The organism is Streptomyces sp. NPDC001678, assembly GCF_042892945.1.
Taxonomy (GTDB): Bacteria; Actinomycetota; Actinomycetes; order Streptomycetales; family Streptomycetaceae; genus Streptomyces.
In genome coordinates this window covers 338,826-354,203 of sequence record NZ_JBIAUP010000006.1, presented here as the reverse complement: position 1 = coordinate 354,203, position 15,378 = coordinate 338,826, and the positions used below count along the sequence as shown (strand labels likewise).

The 15,378-nt window shown below is 72.5% G+C and carries 14 protein-coding genes; 4 read left to right on the top strand and 10 right to left on the bottom strand.

All coding sequences use genetic code 11. The features are described 5' to 3' along the window. Positions 1-194: 194 nt before the first annotated feature. Together ACFYZR_RS15855 and ACFYZR_RS15850 are read right to left on the bottom strand one after the other, a co-directional pair. Positions 195-2,414 carry an MMPL family transporter gene (locus ACFYZR_RS15855; protein WP_391910416.1) on the bottom strand — a complete coding sequence of 740 codons (2,220 nt, stop codon included), beginning with the start codon at positions 2,412-2,414 and terminating at the stop codon, positions 195-197. A 110-nt stretch (positions 2,415-2,524) separates the two neighbouring features. Next, positions 2,525-3,124: a TetR/AcrR family transcriptional regulator gene (locus ACFYZR_RS15850; protein ID WP_391910414.1), complete on the bottom strand. Its 600-nt coding sequence runs from the start codon at positions 3,122-3,124 to the stop codon at positions 2,525-2,527. A gap of 150 nt (positions 3,125-3,274) precedes the next feature. Between ACFYZR_RS15850 and ACFYZR_RS15845 the strand changes: the two genes are divergently transcribed. Then, positions 3,275-6,598, top strand: coding sequence for a S41 family peptidase (locus ACFYZR_RS15845; protein WP_391910412.1), 3,324 nt, complete (start codon positions 3,275-3,277; stop codon positions 6,596-6,598). A gap of 62 nt (positions 6,599-6,660) precedes the next feature. On the opposite strand, the gene ACFYZR_RS15840 is transcribed toward ACFYZR_RS15845, so the two are convergent. The 3 genes from ACFYZR_RS15840 to ACFYZR_RS15830 form a co-directional block, all read right to left on the bottom strand. After that, a complete protein-coding gene (locus ACFYZR_RS15840) occupies positions 6,661-6,870 on the bottom strand; it encodes a hypothetical protein (protein ID WP_391910410.1) in 210 nt (69 codons plus the stop codon). Positions 6,871-6,948: 78 nt separating this feature from the next. Continuing rightward, complete coding sequence (locus ACFYZR_RS15835; RefSeq protein ID WP_391910408.1) at positions 6,949-7,833, bottom strand: SDR family oxidoreductase; 885 nt, start codon at positions 7,831-7,833, stop codon at positions 6,949-6,951. After that, positions 7,830-9,350, bottom strand: a complete 1,521-nt coding sequence (locus ACFYZR_RS15830) for a flavin-containing monooxygenase (protein ID WP_391910406.1) — start codon at positions 9,348-9,350, stop codon at positions 7,830-7,832. The genes ACFYZR_RS15835 and ACFYZR_RS15830 overlap by 4 nt, the downstream gene beginning before the upstream one ends. 158 nt (positions 9,351-9,508) lie before the next feature. On the opposite strand from ACFYZR_RS15830, the gene ACFYZR_RS15825 reads away from it, so the two are divergent. After that, positions 9,509-10,231 (top strand): MerR family transcriptional regulator, encoded by a 723-nt coding sequence (locus ACFYZR_RS15825; RefSeq protein ID WP_391910404.1) that lies wholly within the window; start codon positions 9,509-9,511, stop codon positions 10,229-10,231. 211 nt (positions 10,232-10,442) lie between these two features. Further along, positions 10,443-10,577 carry a hypothetical protein gene (locus ACFYZR_RS15820; RefSeq protein WP_391910402.1) on the top strand — a complete coding sequence of 45 codons (135 nt, stop codon included), beginning with the start codon at positions 10,443-10,445 and terminating at the stop codon, positions 10,575-10,577. 215 nt (positions 10,578-10,792) lie between these two features. Here the strand turns inward: ACFYZR_RS15820 and ACFYZR_RS15815 are convergent, their stop codons facing one another. Together ACFYZR_RS15815 and ACFYZR_RS15810 are read right to left on the bottom strand one after the other, a co-directional pair. Next, positions 10,793-11,464 (bottom strand): hypothetical protein, encoded by a 672-nt coding sequence (locus ACFYZR_RS15815; RefSeq protein ID WP_391910400.1) that lies wholly within the window; start codon positions 11,462-11,464, stop codon positions 10,793-10,795. Positions 11,465-11,612: 148 nt separating this feature from the next. Continuing rightward, positions 11,613-12,407: an exodeoxyribonuclease III gene (locus ACFYZR_RS15810; RefSeq protein ID WP_391910398.1), complete on the bottom strand. Its 795-nt coding sequence runs from the start codon at positions 12,405-12,407 to the stop codon at positions 11,613-11,615. Between the two features lie 66 nt (positions 12,408-12,473). On the opposite strand from ACFYZR_RS15810, the gene ACFYZR_RS15805 reads away from it, so the two are divergent. Further along, positions 12,474-12,968, top strand: coding sequence for a GNAT family N-acetyltransferase (locus ACFYZR_RS15805; protein WP_391910396.1), 495 nt, complete (start codon positions 12,474-12,476; stop codon positions 12,966-12,968). Between the two features lie 52 nt (positions 12,969-13,020). On the opposite strand, the gene ACFYZR_RS15800 is transcribed toward ACFYZR_RS15805, so the two are convergent. From ACFYZR_RS15800 to ACFYZR_RS15790, 3 genes are read right to left on the bottom strand one after another with little or no spacing between them, the layout of a single operon-like run. Next, a complete protein-coding gene (locus ACFYZR_RS15800; protein ID WP_391910394.1) occupies positions 13,021-13,527 on the bottom strand; it encodes a DUF1269 domain-containing protein in 507 nt (168 codons plus the stop codon). Positions 13,528-13,539: 12 nt separating this feature from the next. Next, entirely contained in the window at positions 13,540-14,823 is a 1,284-nt protein-coding gene (locus tag ACFYZR_RS15795; RefSeq protein ID WP_391910392.1) for an ATP-binding protein, read from the bottom strand. Between the two features lie 40 nt (positions 14,824-14,863). Further along, positions 14,864-15,328 (bottom strand): hypothetical protein, encoded by a 465-nt coding sequence (locus ACFYZR_RS15790; RefSeq protein WP_391910390.1) that lies wholly within the window; start codon positions 15,326-15,328, stop codon positions 14,864-14,866. Positions 15,329-15,378: the final 50 nt, after the last annotated feature.

Here is a 15,378-nt window from a genome sequence, read left to right as displayed (position 1 = left end):
ATTCCGCCCGAATTCATGGCGTACGCCACGTAGCCGCCCACCGGGCAGCTCCGCCCCCGGGAAACGGGAAGGGGCGGGACCGGGGCCTCTTCTCCGCCGCGACGGCGCCCGGCCCGAAAACAAGCGGCCCGGCGGTGCCGGACCCGCCGAAGCGGGACCGTACCACCGGGCCGCGAAGCACCGGGAATGCCGCGTCAGACGCGGACCGGCTCCCGCTCCCCGTCCGGGTCGGGCGAACCGGCCTCGCCGGAAGGAGTCGCGAGGGTCTTCTGGAGCCCCTCACCCTCCACGTCCACATTCGGCAGCGCCTTGTCCAGCCACCCCGGCAGCCACCAGGCCGTCTTGCCCAGCAGCGCGAGGACCGCCGGCACGATCGCCATCCGCACCACGAACGCGTCGAAGAAGACCGCGATCGCCAGGCCGAAGCCGATCATCTTGATCATCTGCTCGGACGAGCCGATGAAGCCCGCGAAGACGCTGATCATGATGATGGCCGCCGCCGTGACGACCCGCGCGCCGTGGCGGAAGCCGGTCACGATGGCCTCGCCCGGGCGCTCGCCGTGGACATATGCCTCGCGCATCCGGGTCACGAGGAAGACCTCGTAGTCCATGGCCAGACCGAAGACGACGCCCACCATGAAGATCGGCATCATGCTCATGATCGGGCCGGTCTCCTCGACCCCGAAGAGGGAACCCAGCCAGCCCCACTGGAAGACCGCGACGACGGCGCCGAGCGCGGCGACCACCGACAGCAGGAAGCCCAGCGCGGCCTTCAGCGGCACCAGGACGGACCGGAAGACGACGATCAGCAGCAGGAAGGCCAGGCCGACGACGAGCGCCAGGTACGGCAGCAGGGCGTCGTTGAGCTTCTGCGAGACGTCGATGTTCATCGCCGTCCCGCCGGTGACCAGGATCTTCGCGCCGGTGTCGGTGGCCAGCGCGTCCCGCTCGCCGCGGATCGTGTGGACCAGGCCCTCGGTCTGCTTGCTGGTGGGCTTGGACTTGGGGATGACCAGCAGGGTGGCCGTGTCCCCGGCCTTGTTGAACTGCGCGGGGGTCACCATGGCGACGTCGTCGAGCTTCGCCATGGTGTCGTGGGTCTTCTGCGCCGCGGCCTTGGGGTCCTTGGCGTCCTTCAGGTCCACGACGTTCAGCAGCGGACCGTTGAAGCCCGGGCCGAAGCCCTCGCTCAGCAGGTCGTAGGCCTTGCGCTGGGTGGTGCTCTTGGAGGCGGCGCCGTCGTCGGGCAGACCGAGCTCCAGGGAGGCGGCGGGCACGGCGATCGCGCCCAGGCCGATCACACCGGCCGCGAGCACCAGCACCGGGCGGCGCAGCACGACGCGGGCCCAGCGGGTGCCCATGTTCGGCTTGTCGCCGGCGGCCGCGGCGGGGCCGCCCTTGCGGATCTTGCGGGGCAGCACCTGCTTGCCCGCGAAGCCCAGCAGCGCGGGGATCAGCGACAGGGCGATGAGCACGGCGATGGTGACCGTGCCGGCGGCCGCCATGCCCATCTTCGTCAGCATCGGGATGTTGACGACCGCGAGGCCGGCCAGCGCGATGACGACGGTCAGGCCGGCGAAGACCACCGCGGAACCGGCGGTGCCGACGGCGCGGCCCGCGGCCTCCTCGCGCTCACGGCCCTCGGCGAGCTCCGCGCGGTAGCGGGAGACGATGAAGAGGGCGTAGTCGATGCCGACCGCGAGGCCGATCATCATGGCGAGCGTCGAGGTGTTGGCGGAGAGGTCGAGCACGGGCGCCAGGGCGGCGATCGAGGAGACGCCGATGCCCACGCCGATGAGGGCGGTCAGCAGCGGCAGCCCGGCCGCGACCAGCGAGCCGAAGGTGATCACCAGGACGAGCGCGGAGACGGCGATACCGATGATCTCGGAGCCGCCCTCGGGCATCTGCTGGAGGACGCTGCCGCCGACCTCGACGGTCAGCCCGGCGTCGCGGCCGTGCTGGGCGGCGTCCTTGAGCTCGGTGCGGGTGTCCTCGGTCAGGTCCATGGACTTGACCTTGTACGCGGCGGAGGCGTACCCGATGTTCTGGTCCTTGTTGACGGCCTTGCCCAGGAACGGGTCGACCGCCATGGCCACCTGCGGGCCGCGCTTGATCTCGGCGACGACCTTCTCGACGGCCGCCTTGTTCTTGGGGTCGGTGAGCTTCTGGCCCGCCGGCGCCTTGAAGACGACGCGGGCGGAGGCGTTCTGCTCGGTATTACCGGGGAATCGTTTCTCCAGGAGGTCGAAGGCCTGCTGGGCCTCCGTGCCGGGTATGGAGAAGTCGTTGTTGGTGGACTTGGACGCCGTGGCGGCGCCCGCCCCGGCCAGCACCAGCAGCAGCACCCAGATGAGGGCGAAGTACCAGCGCCGTCGGAAGGACAGCCTTCCGAGTCTGTAGAGGAACGTGGCCACGAGTGTGGTGCTCCCGTCGGATCGGTGGTGCAGGGAACTGGATGTGGGAACCAGCCCGACGGGAGCGGTACGTCAGGTGGGGCCTCAGTGGGGGTGTAAGTGGGGGGTGGTCACACGCCTAGAGCGGGGATGATCACGGCGTCGACGTAGTGGGTGAGGAACTCGGCGTCCGGGGCCCGGTCCTCGATGAGCGGACGGGCCAGAAAGCCGCCGATCATCATGTGCGCGACGAACGGGATGGCGGGGTTGTCCGCCGCCAGTTCACCGCGCTCGACCGCGCGCCGGAGCATCTCGTCCATCCATCCCATCTCGGGCTCGACGAGCACCTCGCGCAGCGCCCGGTGGAGTTCCGGGTTGGTGTGCACGGCGTGCCCGAGCCCGCGGAGCAGGGCGGTGTCCTTCTCCATCTGCTCGGTGTCGGCCTGGCACACCATGGCGTGGAGGTCACCGCGCACCGAACCGGTGTCGATGCCCTCCAGACTGCCCGGCTTGTTGTGCCGCAGGGCCTTGGCGACCAGCTCCGGCTTGCCCTTCCACTGGCGGTAGAGGGTCGCCTTGCTGGAGTGCGTCCGGGCGGCGACGGCGTCCATCGTCAGGGCGTCGTAGCCGACCTCGCGCAGGATCGCGAGCACCGCCTCGTAGAGCTCGGCCTCGCGTTCGGGGGTCAGCCTGGTGCGGCGGACCGCCGGCTTGGGTGGTTCCGTCGGCATACCGCATCGTTCCTTTCCCCCGTCGCCGTACGAAACGGTTTCGTACCGTACGAGCGTAAGCCCGGCCGTCATCGAAACGACATCGTTTCGATGGTGTTCTCCGTCACGAACCGAGTTGCCGGGGGATCCCCGGGCCGAAACGATTGACGGGTGAGCGATGCCTACATCCGCTTTCCCCATCTGCACGGCGAGCTGCTCTGCTTCGTGGCGGAGGACGACCTCTGGCTGGCCCCGCTGGGGCCGCCGGGGGCCGCCGCCGGGCGGGCCTGGCGGCTGACCGTGGACCGCACCCGGGCCGGGCACCCCCGCTTCTCCCCCGACGGGCGCCATATCGCCTTCACCAACTGGCGCAGTCTGGATCCCGAGATCCATCTCGTGGACATCGAGGGCGGGCCCGCCCGCCGGCTGAGCTACTGGGGCAGCACCGACACCCGGGTCTGCGGCTGGGCGCCCTCCGACCGCAACGGCGGCCACGACATCCTCGCCGTCTCCTCGCACGGCCAGCCGTTCTCGTACTTCTCCTGGGCCTACCGGCTGCCCACCGACGGCGGCCCCGGGCTGCGGCTGCCCTGGGGGCCGGTGTCCGACATCGCGATGGGCGAGGTCGACGGCGAGCACCGCACCCTGCTGCTGGCCGGCAAGCCCCCGCACGAGCCCGCGTCCTGGAAGCGTTACCGGGGCGGGGCGACGGGCCGGCTGTGGCTGCACGGCACCCGGCTGGTGGAGGACGTCCGGGGCCATCTGGACTCGGTGATGTTCGTCGACGGCCGGATCGCCTTTCTCTCCGACCACGAAGGCATCGGAAACCTCTACTCCTGCCGGCCCGACGGTTCGGATCTGCGCAGACACACCGACCACGCCGACTTCTACGCCCGCCACGCCGCCACCGACGGCTCCCGCGTCGTCTATCAGTGCGCGGGCGAGGTGTGGCTGGTGGAGGACTTCTCCCCGGGAGCCGCCCCGCGCCGGCTGGACCTGCGCCTCGGCGGGCCGCGCGCGGGACGGCGCACGTACCAGGTGCACGCCGCCCAGAACGTCGGCGCGCTGGCCGTGGACACCACCGGCCGGGCCAGCGCGGTCGGGGTGCGCGGCAGCCTGTACTGGCTCACCCACCGCGACGGCCCGGCCCGCGCCATCGCCGACACCCCGGGCGTACGGGTGCGGCTACCGGAGATGCTGGGCTCCACCGGCCGTATCGCCTATGTGACGGACGCCGAGGGCGAGGACGCCATCGAGATCGCCCAGCTGCCGCGCGCCTCCGGGCCCTCCGAACCGCGCCGGCTGGCCGCCGGCCTGCTGGGCCGGGTGCACGAGCTGCTGTCCTCGCCCGACGGCGCCCGGCTGGCCGTCGCCTCGCACGACGGGCGACTGCTGCTCGTGGACGCCACGGCCGAGAGGACGGGCGAGGGGGCAGAGGAGGGGACGGCCGAGGGGACGGCCAAGACGGCGGGCGAGGGGACCGGCGAGGTCACGGAGCTGATCCGGTCCACCAACGGGCCCGTGCGCGACCTCGCCTTCTCCCCCGACTCCGGCTGGCTGACCTGGTCCCACCCGGGCGTCGGGCGCTCCCTGCGGCAGATCAAGATCGCCCGGCTCTCCGACCGGCTGATCGTCGACGTCACCAACGGCCGCTTCGAGGACGAACAGCCCGTCTTCACCCGCGACGGCCGCTACCTCGCCTTCCTCTCCTGGCGCGGCTTCGACCCGGTGTACGACGTCCACACCGGCGACCTCTCCTTCCCCCTGGGCTGCCGCCCCTACCTCGTCCCGCTGTCCTCCGCCACGCCCTCGCCGTTCGCGCTGTCCGCGGAGGGCCGGCCGGCGGGCGGCGGGCTCGACCTGGACGACACCGGGGACCACGAGGGCGCGCTGGTGGTGGAGGTGGAGGGGCTGGAGAACCGGGTGACGCCGTTCCCGGTGGCCGCCTCGAAGTACTCCTCGCTCCACCCGGTGACCGGCGGCGGCCTGGTGTGGCTGCGCTGGCCCATCTCCGGCGCCCTCGGCGAGACCTTCGCCAGCCCCACCGACGTCTCCGGCAAGCCCACGCTGGAACACTTCGACCTGGTCAAGGCCAAGCGCACCGAACTCACCTCCTCCATCGACTGGTACGCGGTCAGCGGCGACGGCACCCGGCTCGTCGTCAACGACGACGGCGACCTGCGCGTCGTCCCCGCCGCCGACACCCCCGACCCCGACTCGACCGTCTTCATCGACATGCGGCGCATCCTCCACGAGGCCGACCCCGCCGCCGAGTGGCGGCAGGCCTACGCCGAGGCGGGCCGGATCATCCGCGCCTACTTCTGGGAACCGGGCATGTGCGGCATCGACTGGGACGCGGTGCTGGAGCAGTACCGGCCGCTGGTCGAACGCGTCGCCTCCCCGGACGAGTTCGCCGATCTGCTCCGCGAGGTCCTCGGCGAGCTGGGCACCTCCCACGCCTACGTCGTCCCCGCCCGCCGCAACGAGGGCCCGCCCCAGTACCAGCGCGCCATCGGCCTCCTCGGCACCAACCTCACCCACCAGAAGGACGGCTCCTGGACCGTGCGCCGCGTCCTGCCCGGCGACTCCTCCGACTCCAAGGCCCGCTCCCCGCTGGCCGGTTCGGGCATCCGCGAGGGCTGGGCGCTCACCCATGTCGACGGCCGCCCCGTCGACCCGGTCGCCGGCCCGTACCCGCTGCTCGCGGCGGCGGGCGGGACGACCGTCGAGCTCACCTTCCGCCCGCCCGAACCGGACGGGCACCCGCGCCGGGTCGCTATCGTCCCGCTCGTCGACGAACGGCCGCTGCGCTACCAGGACTGGGTGACCAAGCGCCGCGCGGTCGTCCACGAGCTCAGCGGCGGCAAGTGCGGCTACCTCCACATCCCCGACATGGGCGGCTCCGGCTGGGCCCAGTTCAACCGCGACGTGCGGATGGAGATGTCCCGGCCCGCCCTGATCGTGGACGTGCGCGGCAACGCGGGCGGCAACATCAGCGAGCTGGTGGTGGAGAAGCTCACCCGCACCATCATCGGCTGGGACCTCACCCGCGGCGCCCAGCCCGTCTCGTACGCCTCCAACGCCCCGCGCGGTCCCGTCGTCGCCATCGCCGACGAGATGACCTCCTCCGACGGAGACATGATCACCGCCGCGTTCAAGCTCCAGGGCATCGGCCCGGTCGTCGGCCTGCGCACCTGGGGCGGCGTCGTCGGCATGACCGGCCGCCACCGGCTCGGCGACGGCACGTCCATCACCGTGCCGATGAACGCCGCCTGGTTCGACGCCTACGGCTGGGGCGTGGAGAACCACGGCGTCGAACCCGACATCGAGGTCGACCGCACCCCGCTGGACTGGGCCGAGGGCCGCCACAAGCAACTGGACGACGCGGTACGGGTGGCGCTGGACCTGCTGGAACAGCACGGCGCGACGAACCCGCCCGACTACTCGGGCGTACCGGACCTGCGCCGGCCGAAGCTGCCGCCGCGCACGGACTGACCGGGCATGAGTGAGGGGCGCGCCCTGCTACTGGGCGCGCCCCTCACTCATGCGTACGCGGGCTACTGGCGGTCGTCGAACTCGTCCTGGATGTCGTCCAGGGACTGCTGACGGCCCTGCTGGCTCTGCTGCTGCCGCTCCTGCTGTTGCTGCTGCTGGCCCTTGACCTTGTCCTGCGTCTGCTGGCCCTTCTGCTTGGCCTGCTGCTTGGCCTGCTGGGCCTTCTCTCTGGCCTGCTGGGCCTTGTTCTGCATCTCGTCCTTGATGCCCATGCGTACTCACTCCTAGGGGGTGATCGGGGAAGTGGGCCGCGACCAGCCTCACACGCCCCCGCACCCCCCGCATGTCGATCAGTGACGCTCCGTGCGCGCCTTCGCGTCGGCCTCCCCGCCCGCGCCCACCAGCCCGAACCGCTGCCCGGCCAGCCGGGGTTCGACCCGCCGCATCTCGCGCGGGCCGCCCAGGGCGACCAGTGCCGGGAGCGCGCCGCGCAACGGCTGCAGCGCACGCAGCCAGCCCTGCCCGTAGACGTGCGCGGACCGCCGCTCGACACCCGCCGCCAGCCGCTCCACGGCCGGGCCCAGCGGATAGGTGCGATTGGCCGGCCACGGCAGCCGCTGCCGCAACTCCCGCATCACGTCGGACTCGTCGGCCCCGCGCACCATGTCGGTGTCGGTCCAGCTCAGATAGGCCACGCCGACGCGTACGCCCCTGTGGGCGACCTCGGCGCGCAGGCTGTGCGCATAGGCCTCGACACCCGCCTTGGACGCGCAGTACGCGCTCATCATGGGCGCCGGGGTGATCGCGGCGAGGGAGGCGATCTGGAGCAGATAGCCACGGCTCTCGGCGAGGACGGGCAGGAAGGCATGGCCGGTGACGGCGCTGCCGATGAGATTGACCTCGATCACCCGCCGCCAGTCGGCGAGGTCGGAGCCGGCCAGCGGGCCGCCGGCGGCGACACCGGCGTTGGCGACGACGACGTCCACCTTGCCGAAGCGCGCCTTGACCTCCGCCGCCACGCCCGCCATCGCCTCGTGGTCGGTGACGTCGGCGTGCCAGTGGGCGGCGTCGCCGGGCAGCGACCGGGCGACCCGGCGCAGCGCGTCCGGCTCCAGCCCGACCAGCGCCACGTCCGCGCCGCGCGCCGACAGCGCGCGGGCCAGTGCCTCCCCCACGCCGCGCGCGGCGCCGGTGACGACGGCGACCTGCCCGACGAGGCTCGTCCGGGGCCTCATCGCGCGGCTCCGGCAGCAGTGACCGCACTTCTCCTGGCCACCCTCAGCAGCTGGTACTCGGCGAGGTCCACCCGCCGGGTGACCTTGCGGAACTCCGCCGTGCTGCCCGGCCAGACCGTGGTGTTGCGCCCCTGGGCGTCGAGGTACCAGCTGCGGCAGCCGGTGTTCCAGACCGTACGCTCCATACGGCGCTGGATGCCGCGGTTCCAGGCGCGGACGGCGGAGGGGCGGGCGTCCAGGGCGGCCCGGCCGCCGATGGTGTCGAGCTGGCGCAGGAAGTCGGCCAGGTAGTTCAGCTGGGCCTCGATGATGAGGATCATCGAGTTGTTGCCCAGGCCGGTGTTGGGGCCTATGACGAAGAGGAAGTTGGGGAACCCGGCGGCGCTGGCGCCGCGCAGGGCCGCCATGCCGTCCTTCCGCCACTCCTCCGCGAGCGTGGTGCCGTTGGCGCCGGTGACGCGGTCGGCGATCGGCATGTCGGTGGTGTGGAAGCCGGTGCCGAAGACGATGACGTCGGCCTCCGTCTCCGTGCCGTCGGCGGCCACGAGCGTGGACCCGCGCACCTCGGCGAGGCCGGAGGCGACGACGTCGACGTTGGGGCGGGCGAGCGCGGGGTAGTAGTCGTCGGACAGCAGGATGCGTTTGCAGCCGATGCGGTAGTCGGGCGTCAGCTTGGCGCGCAGGACGGGGTCCTTGACGGCTCTGCGCAGATGGGCGGCCGTGACGCGCTCCATGAGCCCGAGCCGTTCGGGCCACTTGGTGAACAGGCCGACCTGCATCTCCCGTACGCCCCACAGCGTGCCGCGCCGCAGCATGCCCGTGGCCGGGACCTTCGAGTGCAGCCGGCGCTCGGCGGCGGTGATCCGGCGGTCGAAGCGCGGCAACACCCAGGGCGGAGTGCGCTGGAAGAGGGTGAGCCGGGCCGCCTCGGGCTGGATCGCGGGCACGATCTGCGCGGCCGAAGCGCCGGTGCCGACCATGGCGACGCGCTTGCCCCGCAGGTCGGCGTCGTGGTCCCAGCGGGCGGAGTGGAAGACGCGCCCGGGGAAGTCCGCCAGCCCGGGGACGTCCGGGATCCGGGGGTCGGAGAGCGGCCCGGTCGCGGAGACCACGACATCGGCCGTCCAGTCGTCCTTGGAGGTGCTGATCTCCCAGAGCAGCCGCTCGGCGTCCCAGCGCATCGCCAGCACCTCGGAGCCGAACCGCAGATGGGGGCGGAGCCCGAAGGTGTCCGTGATCCGCTCCAGATAGGCCCGGATGTGCGGCTGGCCCGAGAAGCTGCGCGGCCAGTCGGGGTTGGGAGCGAAGGAGAAGGAGTAGAGATGCGAGGGGACGTCGCAGGCGCAGCCGGGATAGGTGTTGTCCCGCCAGGTGCCGCCGACGGAGTCCGCGCGCTCCAGGACGACGAAGTCGGTGACGCCCTCGCGCCGCAGCCGCACGGCCGCGCCCAGCCCGCCGAACCCCGACCCGATCACCGCCACGCGCACGTGACGTACGCGCTGTTCGTGCTCGGCCATGCCGCCGCCTCCCGGTCCGGTCCCTGTCCCACAGAAGCACCCGCCCGACCGCGCCAGCGCTCACTGGCACGATCGGAGCGAGCGTAGGGCAGGGACGGGCCGCGGCGATAGGGGCCGGGGGAAGGGAAGTTACCGGCGGTCGCGCGTACGCTTCCCGCGTGGCGAACGACGGCAAGCGCGAGTACCGGACGGCGGAACTGGCCGCGGAGGCCGGCATCACGGTGCGCACCCTGCGCTTCTACCGCGAACGAGGACTCCTCCCGGCGCCGCGCCGCGAGGGCCGTATCGCCTGGTACGGCGAGCCCCACCTGGCCCGGCTGCGCACGGTCGCCGCGCTGCTGGACCGGGGCCACACGCTCGGCGGCATCGCGGAGCTGATCGCCGCCTTCGAGGGCGGCCGGGATGTGGCCGAACTCCTGGGCACGCCTTGGCCGGAGTCGGATTCGATGGAGACATCGGTCCGGCTGACCCCGGAGGAACTGGCCGACCACTTCGCGGGTGACGTCACCCCGGAGAACCTCGCCGCCGCCCTCGACATCGGCTATCTCGCCGTGGACGGCGAGCAGATCGTCCACATCAGCAGCCGCCTCCTGGACGCCGCCACGGATCTCGTCCGCGCGGGCATCCCCCTCTCCGCCGTCCTCACGGCGGCCCGCGAGGTCCGCGCCCACGCGGACGCGCTGGCGGGGATGTTCACCCGCCTGGCGCGGGAGCACGGGGTGGCGGACGAGGGCGAGTTGACGCACCTGCGTCCACTGGCACGGACGGTGGTGGACGCGGAGTTCTCGCTGGCGATGGACCGACGGTTGCGCGAGGTGGGCGCGCGCAACGTTCCGGGCTCTGGGGACGAGCCCGCGTGCGCCCCGCCCAAACCCTGCTAATGGGCGAACAGTTGAGGATGACGGCGCTAAAGTCCCTGTTGTGACGAGCCGAGCCGTAATGGCTCAATGCGGGCCTTTCCGAAGGTCAGCTCGCCGCGTTCGGGGCCCCAGCCAGGGGTCTCGGACGCGGGCCGAAAAGTGCCGTGTCCGGGGTCCCTTTATGGGGCCTCGCCGTCGGCGTGCCCCTTCCTGCGAAGGAAAGGTGCCTCGCATGGCCCGTCATGGGAAGCCGAAGCCGTCGATCGACTGGGAGCAGGGGAAGCGGTGGGTGAAAGCAGTTACACCGTGGGTGGAACTGCTTGTCACCGTCACAACGCTGATCTTGCTCATGATCGGCAAGGGATGACCGGCTGGGCCTATCTCCATTAGGCCCGGAACGACCACCTTTCGGCCCGCCCGTCACGGCTCCAGTTCCGTGGCGGGCGTTCCTGTTCCTGTGACAGGAACAGGAGCCAGCATTGTGACCGGCGGGGCCCATACCCAGTAGGCCCCGAACGGACACCGTGCTTCGTCTCCTGTATACCAGCCCACCCCTCGGCGTGCACGGCACTCCGCCCCGGACTACCCCTTCGGGACGGGCGGGAGCTCGGCGTGGTGGACGGTGTAGCCGCCCTTGGTGACCGGGGCGTAGGGGGCGGAGGACATGCAGGTGCCGACGTCGGAGGAGACCGGCTCCTTCGCGCCCTTGTCGCCGTCGCGCAGGACGTTCACCGCCGCCCAGGAGAAGCCCACCCGGTCCTTGGACTTGTGGCCCGCCTTCTCCTTGCCGCCGTCCAGGACGCTGAAGCCGAGGCGCTTGCCCACCCAGTCCTGCGGGCCGTCCGCGCTGACCTTGGTCATCACCGCCGTGAGGGACGCGACGCCCGGACCGGTGACGAGGCAGTCGACCTTGCCCTCGGCGGTCATGGTCTTGCCGAGCGCGGCGACGTAGTGGGAGACCTTCACCGTCCCCTCGGCGTCGGTCGGCAGACCGGTGGGGAGCCCGGCCAGCGGCCGACTGTAGGGCTTGGCGTGGGCGTCGAAGGTGAAGGAACGGACGTCCTTGTCCGGCCAGTACGGGAGCCCGAATTCCGCCGACCCGGTCACGCTCGCGCGCTGCGGGGCGGTGTCCGCCGCCGCGTTCCCGGCGGCGGCGCCGCCGAGGGTGACCGTGGCAGCCAACGCGGCACCCAGCGCGGCGACTTTGCGCGAGCGCGAACGCGAGGAAAGGCGGGCGGACGATGCGAATGCCATGGCGATTCTCCTGGGCCGGTGAAGCCGCGGTTGCCGCGGCTGCTGCTGAACTCATCGTTCAGCAGCGCCCACCGCCGCCCATCCGTCCCCGGGCGTAACCCGCCCCCGCCCCCTCCCCCACCGGGCGATCCGCCGTCCGCCCGAAGGACTACCGCGCCTCGTAGACGGCCGTCACCGGTGCGTGGTCCGACCAGCGCAGATCATGGCTCGCGGCCCGCTCGACGACCGCCTTCACCGCGCGCTCCGCGAGCCCCGGCGTCGCGACCTGGTAGTCGATCCGCCAGCCGGAGTCGTTGTCGAAGGCGCGGCCGCGGTACGACCACCACGAGTACGGACCCTCCACCCCGGGGTGGAGGGTGCGGACGACGTCCACGTACTCCTCGAAGACCTTGCCGAGCCACTCGCGCTCCTCGGGGAGGAAGCCGGCGCTCTTGCGGTTGGCCTTCCAGTTCTTGAGGTCGGCCTCGGTGTGGGCGATGTTCCAGTCGCCGCAGACCAGCGCCTCACGGCCGTCCGCCGCGGCGCGGGCCTTCAGGCCCACGAGGTAGGGCAGGAACTCCGCCATGAAGCGTTCCTTCTCGTCCTGCCGCTCCGTGCCCACCTCGCCCGAGGGCAGGTAGAGGCTGGCCACGGTCACACCGGGAAGGTCGATCTCCACGTACCGGCCGCTGCCGTCGAACTCCGCCGAGCCGAAGCCGACGCGCACCGCGTCGGGCTCGCGCCGGGAGTAGAGGGAGACGCCCGCGCGGCCCTTGGCCGCGGCCGGGGCGTGGACGACGTGCCAGCCCTCGGGGTCGCGGACCTCGTCCGGGAGCTGGTGGGGCTCGGCGCGGACCTCCTGGAGGCAGACGACGTCGGCTTCGGTCTGCGCGAGCCACTCGACGAAGCCCTTCTTGGCGGCGGCGCGCAGTCCGTTCACATTTGCGGTGGTAACGGTGAGCATCCGGGCACGATACCGACTCCTGAAATCCCTTGCCGCCCGGCGACCGTACGCACGTACCATCGCCGCATGGAGATCGTGCCGGTCGCCTACGACCACCCGGACGCCGTAAAGCTCAATGACCAGGTGCAATTGGAGTACGTCGAGCGCTACGGGGGCGGTGACGACACTCCGCTGGACCCGGCGCACTTCGCCCCGCCGCGTGGCCTGTATCTCATCGCGTACGACACGGACGGCGAGCCCGTCGCCACGGGCGGCTGGCGCGCGATGGAGCGCGACTCCGAGGGCGGCGTGGGGTACGCGGACGGGGACGCCGAGCTCAAGCGGATGTTCGTGATCCCCCGCGCCCGCGGCCGGGGCCTGGCGCGGCGCATCCTGTCCCTCCTGGAGACCGACGCCCTCGGGGCGGGCCGTGCCCGCATGGTCCTGGAAACGGGCGACAAGCAGCCGGAGGCCATGGCCCTGTACCTCTCCAGCGGCTACGACCCGGTACCGGCGGAGGGGAAATTCGGCTACTACCGCGCGTACGACACGAGCCGCTGCTTCGCCAAGCCGCTGCGCTAGCCGTCAGCCTTTCCGCCCGGCCGGGGTGCCCCCGGTCCACGGCCGGGTCCCGCTACGACGGGCCCCCGTGGCCCGCGGCCATCGCCGCCTCCACCTCCTCGCGGACCCGCTCCGCGGGGTAGCGGCGGACCTCGCCGAAGGGGGAGAGGGCGCGGTCGACCGGGCCCGGGTCGTCCTCGCGGACCTCGGCCATCAGGACCGTGCTGCCCGGCGGCACCTCCGCCGCCAGCATCTCCAGGGCCGCGTTCGACGCGGTGGCCGCGCGGGCGTCGTGGACGCCACCGATCAGGCCGCCCGCGCCGAAGCCGACCAGGACGCCGAGCGGCCCGCCGAGGATGCCCAGCAGTCCGCCGAGCAGCCCGCCCATGGCGAAGGCGGTGGCCGTGCCGGTGTTGTCGACGGCGTCGGGGAAGTCGAGGGCGCCCTCCGCGTCCCGGGCGATCACGGCGCCCTCGCGCAGGGTGATCTCCTTGTCGGTGTGGGCACGGCGCAGGGCGTCCAGCGCCTTGTGGCCCTTGGCGGGACCGGAGACGTTCAGGAAGAGGACGTTGTCGTTCACGGCATCCACTCTTCAGCCTGCCGCCGCACCCCGCACCCCGGCGCCGTCGTCCGGCGGAGTCTCCCCCGCATCCTCCTCGTCCCGTATCGCGTCGCTCAGGTCGAGCACCGCCTCCGCTCCCCCGCCCGGCGGGTTGGTGAAGGAGAGCCGGGCGCCCAGCACCCGTGCCTGGCCGACCGCGATCGTCAGCCCCAGGCCGAGCCCGGCCCGCGAGCCCGTGCGGAAGCGCTGCGGGCCGTGGGAGAGCAGCGGCTCGGGAAAGCCGGGGCCCAGGTCCCGTACGCGTATGACGCCGTCGTCGACCTCGGCCACCACCGGTCCCGAGCCGTGCCGGAAGGCGTTCGTGACGAGGTTCGCCAGGATCCGCTCGACACGGCGCGCGTCGGTCTCGACCAGCCGGTCGCGGACCACCCGGACCTCGACGGCCTCCCCCGTCCCGGCCCCCGTACCGGCCGCCGCCGCCCGTACCGCCCGCCGGGTGAGCTCGCCCAGCGCCCGTACGTCCGTCTCGGCGTGCTCGGCGTCCGCGTCGAGGCGGGCGACCTCCAGGACGTCCTCCATCAGCGTGCGCACCCGGTGCGACCGTTCCCGGACGAGCTCGGCGGGCCGGCCCGGCGGCAGCAGTTCCGCCGCCGCGACCAGGCCCGCGACGGGGGTGCGCAGCTCATGGGCGATGTTGGCGGTGACCTCGCGCTCGGCCTGGAGGCGGGCGGCCAGCGCGTCGGCCATGGTGTTGACGGCGTGGATCAGCCGGGCGAGCTCGTCCTTGCCGCCCCGGGGCCGGAGCCGGGCCGTGAGGTCGCCGTCGGCGATCCGCTCGGCGGTCCGCGCGGAGGCGTTGAGCCGGCGCCCCGCGACCGTCGCCAGCGCCACCCCGACGATCCCGGCGAGGGCGGTGCCGATGCCGCCCGCCAGCCACAGGACCTCGTCGAGCTCCTCCAGATTGCGGATCTGTCGGGTGTAGGGGTGCTTGAGGACGACGACGTCGGCGCCCACGCGCGTCGCGGCCCACAGGGTCGGCTCGGGCCCCGAGCGGTCCAGGTAGGTGGCGCGTCTGCCCCGGTCGACGGCGCGGCGCAGGGGCTCGGGCAGCCGGTGGGGGTTGAGGATCACACGGGGGCGGTCGAAGCCCGCCGCGTGGTCCTCGGCGGCGGACACCACCCGCTGGTCGAGGGAGTCCCGTGCCGTCTCCAGCTGGTTGAGCGCGGTGCGGTGGTGCACGACGAGGCCGATGAGGACGGAGACGACCGCGGCGGTGGCCGTGATGGCCACCCCGATCTTGGTACGCAGACCCATCGACTGAAGTCTCCTCGGCTGGGGGCTGGGCTCCGCGCGCTCAGCGCGGCGTCTGCTGGGGGACGAAGAGCCGCAGGTCGCGCAGCTCGTTGTGCTGCCCGGGCGGGATCCCGTCGACGACGACCACGGCCCGCCCGTAGTAGGCGGAACGATCCTTCCGCACCAGGCCGACGAAGGTGACCTTCGCCGGGTAGCTCCTGTCGCGGCAGGCCGGCAGGCACCAGCCGCCGGACGCCTCCCCGGTCGCCTCGGCGGTCGGGCCGCCCCAGGACAGCCAGCGCAGCCCGGTGAGCCGTACGGACTCACCGGCCTCGAAGGACGCGGGACGGCGCAGCGAGGGTTTACCGGGGCCCTCGACCGCGTAGACCGGGCCGGTGAGGGCGGTGGGGGGCCGGGCGGGGCCCGCGTCCTGGAGCCCGCCGGGTTCCGAGCAGCCGCAGAGCAGGGCACCCAGCAGCCCGGCGGCGAGGGTGACGGTACCGGGTCTCGCGTGGAGTGGTCGCACGGACTTCCTCACGCCGTCGGGACAGGAGCGGACAGGAGCAACGGACAGGA

What these genes read in the sequence shown, in the direction of transcription:
- ACFYZR_RS15850 (WP_391910414.1), bottom strand. Translation starts at nt 3,124, where the DNA reads ATGCCGACGGAACCACCCAAGCCGGCGGTCCGCCGCACCAGGCTGACC.
- ACFYZR_RS15840 (WP_391910410.1), bottom strand. Translation starts at nt 6,870, where the DNA reads ATGGGCATCAAGGACGAGATGCAGAACAAGGCCCAGCAGGCCAGAGAG.
- ACFYZR_RS15835 (WP_391910408.1), bottom strand. Translation starts at nt 7,833, where the DNA reads ATGAGGCCCCGGACGAGCCTCGTCGGGCAGGTCGCCGTCGTCACCGGC.
- ACFYZR_RS15830 (WP_391910406.1), bottom strand. Translation starts at nt 9,350, where the DNA reads ATGGCCGAGCACGAACAGCGCGTACGTCACGTGCGCGTGGCGGTGATC.
- ACFYZR_RS15820 (WP_391910402.1), top strand. Translation starts at nt 10,443, where the DNA reads ATGGCCCGTCATGGGAAGCCGAAGCCGTCGATCGACTGGGAGCAGGGG.
- ACFYZR_RS15815 (WP_391910400.1), bottom strand. Translation starts at nt 11,464, where the DNA reads ATGGCATTCGCATCGTCCGCCCGCCTTTCCTCGCGTTCGCGCTCGCGC.
- ACFYZR_RS15810 (WP_391910398.1), bottom strand. Translation starts at nt 12,407, where the DNA reads ATGCTCACCGTTACCACCGCAAATGTGAACGGACTGCGCGCCGCCGCC.
- ACFYZR_RS15805 (WP_391910396.1), top strand. Translation starts at nt 12,474, where the DNA reads ATGGAGATCGTGCCGGTCGCCTACGACCACCCGGACGCCGTAAAGCTC.
- ACFYZR_RS15795 (WP_391910392.1), bottom strand. Translation starts at nt 14,823, where the DNA reads ATGGGTCTGCGTACCAAGATCGGGGTGGCCATCACGGCCACCGCCGCG.